The sequence below is a fragment of the Nocardiopsis oceani genome (assembly GCF_054777395.1).
Genome location: NZ_BAAHAR010000010.1, coordinates 142,903 through 149,218, shown reverse-complemented (window position 1 = coordinate 149,218; position 6,316 = coordinate 142,903). Strand labels below are relative to the sequence as shown.

The 6,316-nt window shown below is 68.4% G+C and carries 4 protein-coding genes; 1 reads left to right on the top strand and 3 read right to left on the bottom strand.

The features are described 5' to 3' along the window. Positions 1–395: 395 nt before the first annotated feature. A complete protein-coding gene (locus tag ACYVDG_RS07925) occupies positions 396–2,804 on the bottom strand; it encodes a UvrD-helicase domain-containing protein (RefSeq protein ID WP_460747755.1) in 2,409 nt (802 codons plus the stop codon). A 194-nt stretch (positions 2,805–2,998) separates the two neighbouring features. Here ACYVDG_RS07925 and ACYVDG_RS07920 point away from each other — a divergent pair, with 194 nt between their 5' ends. Beyond that, on the top strand, positions 2,999–3,928 hold the full coding sequence (locus ACYVDG_RS07920; protein ID WP_460747763.1) for a nucleoside hydrolase: 930 nt from the start codon (positions 2,999–3,001) through the stop codon (positions 3,926–3,928). 19 nt (positions 3,929–3,947) lie between these two features. Here ACYVDG_RS07920 and ACYVDG_RS07915 read toward each other — a convergent pair whose 3' ends face one another. Both ACYVDG_RS07915 and ACYVDG_RS07910 read right to left on the bottom strand, forming a co-directional pair. Beyond that, positions 3,948–4,619 carry a response regulator gene (locus tag ACYVDG_RS07915; RefSeq protein ID WP_460747754.1) on the bottom strand — a complete coding sequence of 224 codons (672 nt, stop codon included), beginning with the start codon at positions 4,617–4,619 and terminating at the stop codon, positions 3,948–3,950. Between the two features lie 376 nt (positions 4,620–4,995). After that, positions 4,996–6,210 carry a PspC domain-containing protein gene (locus tag ACYVDG_RS07910; RefSeq protein WP_460747753.1) on the bottom strand — a complete coding sequence of 405 codons (1,215 nt, stop codon included), beginning with the start codon at positions 6,208–6,210 and terminating at the stop codon, positions 4,996–4,998. Positions 6,211–6,316 lie beyond the last annotated feature (106 nt).

Here is a 6,316-nt window from a genome sequence, read left to right as displayed (position 1 = left end):
TCGGCGGTTTTGAAGAACGAGATCGGGGTAAAGCCCGTTTCGCTTCTTTCGACCTGCGTTTCCGCCCGGCGTCTGAAGCAACTCTCCGAGCTTACATGCTCCGGGCAGTGCCCGAACCATCTCGGCTGAGTGGAGAGAGTGAGACCGGCCCGCGTGCGGAAGAAACCGCGTTCGTCTCGCTCGGTCTGCCCCAACTCTACCCCCGCAAGGGAGTGCTCGTGACGACTTCGGGAAAACGCTGCGGTGTCCTGGCTTACACATGCTCGGTACACCGCTGGAGAGCGTCCCCAACCCGCACTCCGTCCGCGCTCTGTCGGCACTCGATCCGCACCCACCCGGTAACCACCACCGGCCACAACCCCAGTTCAAGCGGGATTACAGTGCGGCCCAGGGCCCTAGAGCTTCTCGATCGGCGCGTACTTGACCAGAAAGTCCTTTTCCCCGATGTCGGCTCCGAAGTCGACCCTGGCCTTGGTCTTGTCCCCGGCGCCGTCCACCAGCTGCACGCGGCCCATTCCGAAGGAATCGTGGTTGACCATGTCGCCGACGCTCAGCGTGGGCGCCTCCTTCGCGGCCTTCTTCCCACCGCCGAACGTGCTCCCGAAACCGCCGCCACCGCCGAAACCACCGCCGACACGGCCGCCGATGCTGCGGCTGGGCGGGGCGGCGAGGGTTGATTCGGCGCGACGCCAGTCGACCAGGCCGGACGGGATCTCGTCCAGGAACCGCGAAGCCGGGTTGTAGGAGGGGGTCCCCCACGCGCTCCGCACCGCGGCACGGCTGATGTAGAGCCGTTCCTGCGCCCGCGTGATGCCCACGTAGGCCAGCCGCCGCTCTTCCTCCAGCTGGGTCTTGTCCCCCAGAGTACGGGTGTGCGGGAAGACGCCGTCCTCCATCCCGCTGAGGAAGACCGCCGGGAACTCCAGCCCCTTGGCCGCGTGCAGGGTCATCAGTGTGACCACCCCGCCGTCATCGTCCTCTTCAGGGATCTGGTCCGTGTCGGCGACCAGCGCGATGCGCTCCAGGAAGTCGACAAGGGTCGGCGCACCGGGGTCGATCCCCTCGTTTTCCTCCCCCTCCGACGCAGCCCCCGGCTCACCTTCGGCCTCGCCGCCAAGCTCACCGTCACCCCGGGGTTCGCCCTCGCTCCCAGGCTCACCTTCCAGTGCGTCTTCCTCCTCCAGAAGCGCGGCGAAGGTGTGCTCGAACTCCCTGGCGAGGTCGACGAACTCCTCGAGGTTCTCCACCCGGCTCTCGTCCTGGAGGTCCTTGGACTCGGTCAGCTCGGACAGGTAACCCGTCTTGCTCAGCACCACCTCGACGACCTCCGCCGGAGTGCTGCCAGGAACGCTCTCGCCGAGCTCGTCGAGTAGAGCGGTGAAGCCCCGAATCGCCTTGGCCGAGCGGGTCGCGATACCCGGTGCCTCATCCACACGGCGCAGCGCCTTGGCGAACGAAATGCGCTCACGGGCGGCGAGCAGCTCCACGGACTCCTCCGCCCTGGCACCGATACCGCGCTTGGGCACGTTGAGGATGCGGCGCAGGCTCACCGTGTCCTCCGGATTGGCGAGCACCCGCAGGTAGGCCAGGATGTCGCGGATCTCCTTGCGCTCGTAGAAGCGCACGCCCCCGACGATCTTGTACGGCAGGCCGGTCCGGATGAACACGTCCTCGAAGACACGCGACTGGGCGTTGGTCCGGTAGAACACCGCGACCTGGCTCGGTTTGACCACGCCGTCGTCGGTGAGCTGGTCGATCTCCCCCACCACGAACGCGGCCTCGTCGTGCTCGTTGTCGGCGACGTAACCGGTGATCTTCGGGCCCTCCCCCTGCTCCGACCACAGGTTCTTGGCCGGGCGGCCCTCGTTCCGGTCGATCACCGTGTTCGCCGCGGACAGGATGGTCTGCGTGGAGCGGTAGTTCTGCTCCAGCAGGATCGTGCGCGCGTTGGGGAAGTCGCGCTCGAACTCCAGGATGTTGCGGATGGTCGCGCCGCGGAACGCGTAGATGGACTGGTCGGCGTCGCCCACCACGCAGAGCTCGGCGGGCGGGACCGCACTGGTGTCGGGGTCCCCGGCCGCGCCGACGAGTTCGCGGACGAACGTGTACTGCGCGTGGTTGGTGTCCTGGTACTCGTCGACCATCACGTGCCGGAACCGGCGGCGGTAGTACTCGGCGACGTCCGGGAACATCTGGAACAGGTTGACCGTGATCATGATCAGGTCGTCGAAGTCCATGGCGCCCGCCTCGTGGAGGCGGCGCTGGTAGAGCTTGTAGGCCTCGGCGAGCTTCTTCTCCTGCTCGGTCTGGGCCTGCCCGGCGAAGGTGTCGTAGTCGACGAGCTCGTTCTTGAGGTTGGACACCTGGAAGCTGAAGGACTTGGGCGGGAACCGCTTGGGGTCCAGGTCCATCTCCTTGCAGACCAACTGCATCAGCCGCTGCGAGTCCGCAGCGTCATAGATGGTGAAGCTGCTCGGATAGTCGAGCCGGTGCGCCTCCTTGCGCAGGATCCGCACGCACGCGGAGTGGAAGGTCATCGTCCACATGGTGTTGGCCGCGCGGGTGCCGAGGAGGCCCTGGATGCGCTCCTTCATCTCGGCCGCGGCCTTGTTCGTGAACGTGATCGCCAGGATCTCGCCCGGGCGCACCCCGCGTTCGGCCAGCAGATAGGCGATGCGATGGGTGAGGACGCGGGTCTTTCCCGACCCCGCGCCCGCCACGATCAGGAGCGGGGCACCGGCGTGGGTGACTGCATCGCGCTGGGGACCGTTCAGACCTTCGAGAAGCTGCTCTTGGGAGGACACGCCTACCAGGTTACGGCCGACCGGCGACACCACCGTCCATGCCTTGTCGGCACCCACACCCTCGTCCTGTCAATGCCCACGTCCACGTCGGGTACCGGAGACCTTCTAGTCTGGTTTCCTACCAGTTGGGCCCTTTCCCCCTACTGGTCCGTGACCTTATCGGGAGGAGACCGGTCTTGGCTGACCGACAGTCCATGCGTGTGTTCGTCGACTGCGATCCGGGGATCGACGACGCCGTCGCGCTCGCCTACCTGGCCGCCCGGCCGGAGGTCGACATCGCCGGGATCGGCGCGGTGTTCGGCAACAACGCCGTCGACGTGACCGCTCGGAACGCCCTGCGCCTGCTCGAGCTGTACGGCCGTCCGGACGTTCCGGTGGCAGTGGGCGCCGCGCGCCCGCTGGTGCAGGAGCCCAAACTGGCCGGGCACGTCCACGGACACAACGGCCTGGGCGATGTCGAGCTGCCCGAACCCGAACGCGCACCGGTGGCGGAATCCGCCGCGGAGCTGCTCGTGCGGTCGGCCCGGGAGAACCCCGGCGAAATCGACGTCCTGGCCGTCGGCCCGCTCACCAATCTGGCGCTCGCGATCAGGCTGGAACCGCGCCTGCCGGAGCTGGTGCGGCGGCTCGTGGTGATGGGCGGCGCCGTCCAAGCGCCCGGGAACGTGTCCTCACACGCGGAAGCCAATATCGCCAACGACCCGGAGGCGGCCGAGGCAGTCTTCGCGGCCGGTTTCGACCTGGACCTCATCGCGCTCGACATCACCATGAAGACGGTGGCTACCGGCGCGTGGCTGGACCGGCTCAAGGAGGTTCCCGGCGAGCGCGCGCGGCGCACCTCCGCGTTCCTGGACTTCTACGCCGAGTTCTACAAGGGGATCTTCGGTGTCCGCCAGTGCGCCATGCACGACCCGCTGGCCGCCGCGGTCCTGATCGACCCGCACCTGGTGACCGAGGCGTACACGGCGCCGGTCCGGGTGGAGCTGACCGGTGGGCTGACCCGGGGCATGACCGTCGCCGACCTGCGCCCGTGTCCGAGCGCGGACGAGCGGCGTGGGACCCGCGTGGTCACGTCGGTGTCCGGTGACGAGTTCCTGGACCGGATGCTCGACGCCCTGCGCTGACCCTCCCCGCGCCTCCGGCTCAGACCAGGCGGCGGGCGGTGGCCCAGCGGCTCAGCTCGTGCCGGTTGGACAGCTGGAGCTTGCGCAGGACGGAGGAGACGTGTGTCTCGACCGTCTTGACAGAGATGAACAGCTCCTTGGCCACTTCCTTGTACGCGTATCCGCGGGCGATGTGCCGCAGGACCTCTCGTTCGCGCTGGGTGAGGCGGTCCAGCTCGGGGTCGACCGGGGGCGCGTCGGTGGCGGAGAAGGCGTCCAGCACGAAACCGGCCAGGCGCGGGGAGAACACGGCGTCCCCGTCGGCGACCCGCGCGATGGCGTTGGCCAAGTCCTTGCCGGAGATGGTCTTGGTGACGTAGCCGCGGGCGCCGCCGCGCACCACGCCGATGACGTCCTCGGCGGCGTCGGAGACCGACAGGGCGAGGAATCGGACCTGCGGGTGCTGGGCGAGGACGCGCCGCAGTACCTCGACTCCCCCGCCGCCGGGCAGGTGGACGTCGAGGAGCACCAGGTCCGGAAGGGACTCACCGATGACGTGCACGGCGCTGTCGACGTCCCCGGCCTCGCCGATGACGTTGACGGCGTCGCCGAGCTCACCGCGCACACCGCTGCGGAAGAGCCGGTGGTCGTCCACGATCACGACGCGGGGGACCGCGTCTCCGTCACTGAAGGTCGTGCTCTCTTCTCCCACACCTTGGACCTTACCCACGAACACCCCGGATCAGGTAGCGCCGTTCGGCCCGGAACAGTGTGCCGTTACCGGAATCGTCGGCAGTGCTCCACCGTTCACGGCAGCGGTGGAGCCGACCGGCCCGCGGCGCGGGACAGAATAAGCCGATTCGCCCCCGGGTCGGAATCGGCGCTTGTTATGGTGACGGCGTCAGGTACCGCCGGACGGGCGGGAACGGGGCCTTTGGGTCCACAAGCCTGTGGAGACCGGGTGAGACCGGCCGACTTGATCGGTCGGTGCGGGTCGCCGAAGCAGGAACCGGCGGACGCCGCGAGGCGCACCGCACCTACAACCGCAAGGCTGTGGGAATCCACGGGGTTCACCCCGGGGACGGACGTCAAATGTCCTTGATGCGCGGCATGCGGAGTTGGACCTCGGTGCCCTCGCCCGGCTCGGTGCGGATTCGCGCCGAGCCGCCGTGGCGCTCCATCCGGCCGATGATGGAGCCGCGGACCCCCATGCGGTCCTCGGGGATGTCTTCAAGGTCGAATCCCGTCCCCCGGTCGCGGACGAACACCAAGACCTCGTCCTCGTCGACCTCCCCGAAGACCGAGATGCTGTCGGACTCCGCGTACTTGGACGCGTTGACCATGGCCTCGCGTGCGGCGCGCAGCATGGCTGCGATGCCGTCGTCGATGGGGCCGTCTCCGACGTTCACCACCTCGATGGGCACACCGTGTTCCTCCTCCACCTCGGCCGCCACCCGCTCCAGCGCGGGCGTCACCGTCGTATCGGCGTCGGCCGGGCGCTGGTAGAGCCAGGTGCGCAGGGCGCGTTCCTGGACCCGGGCCAGGCGCTGGACCTCGCGCGGGTCCTCGGCCCGGCGCTGGATGAGGGTGAGGGTGTGCAGGACGGAGTCGTGGATGTGCGCGGCGAGTTCGGCGCGCTCGGCGTTGCGGATGCGCTCTCGGCGCTCGGCGTCGCGTTCCCGGATGAGCCCGATGATCCAAGGGGCCGCGATCAGCGATATCCCCGCGATGAGGGTGAACGCGAAGGTGAGCCCGGCGCGGGCCTCCTGGAGCTGCTCCTGGAAGATCAGGAAGCCGATGACCCCGATAACGACGAGCAGGACACCGGCACCAGTGCGCATGATGCTCTTGGGCCGGGCCCCGTTGACGGTGCTGCTGACCGTGCTGCTCATCCACTCGTCGCGTTGGGCCGGGTTGGCCTGCTGCCATAGAACGGTGGCGCCGAGCGCACCGAAGATGACGAACCACAGCAGCGGGTCGAAGACGCCGCCGAAGATCATGGCGAGCATCCCGAGCGCTAGGGCGAGACCGACATAGGCGATGAGCTGGGAGATGTCGCGGCCCTTGCGTTTGGCGTCCTCGGCCCGGTCGGCCTCCTTCGCCGTCTCCTCCTGGGGAACGAGGAAATAGAGGGCCGCGTAGACGGCCACACCGATACCGCCGACGGACAGGGCCATGAACGCCAGGCGGACCACGACCGGGTCGAGGCCCAAGTGCTGGGCCATTCCCGAAGCGACACCGCCGAGGAGCCTGCCGTCGACCGCTCGGGTGAACCTCGGGGGTTCCACGGCTGTCGTTGGCACCGCCCGATCACCGCTTTCGTCTGGGCGCGATCGGAGCTCCCCGTCGCACACGTTGGTCCTGGATGCCTCCCAGCATGCCTCGAACGACCCCCGAAAGGCATCGGGA

What these genes read in the sequence shown, in the direction of transcription:
- ACYVDG_RS07920 (WP_460747763.1), top strand. Translation starts at nt 2,999, where the DNA reads ATGCGTGTGTTCGTCGACTGCGATCCGGGGATCGACGACGCCGTCGCG.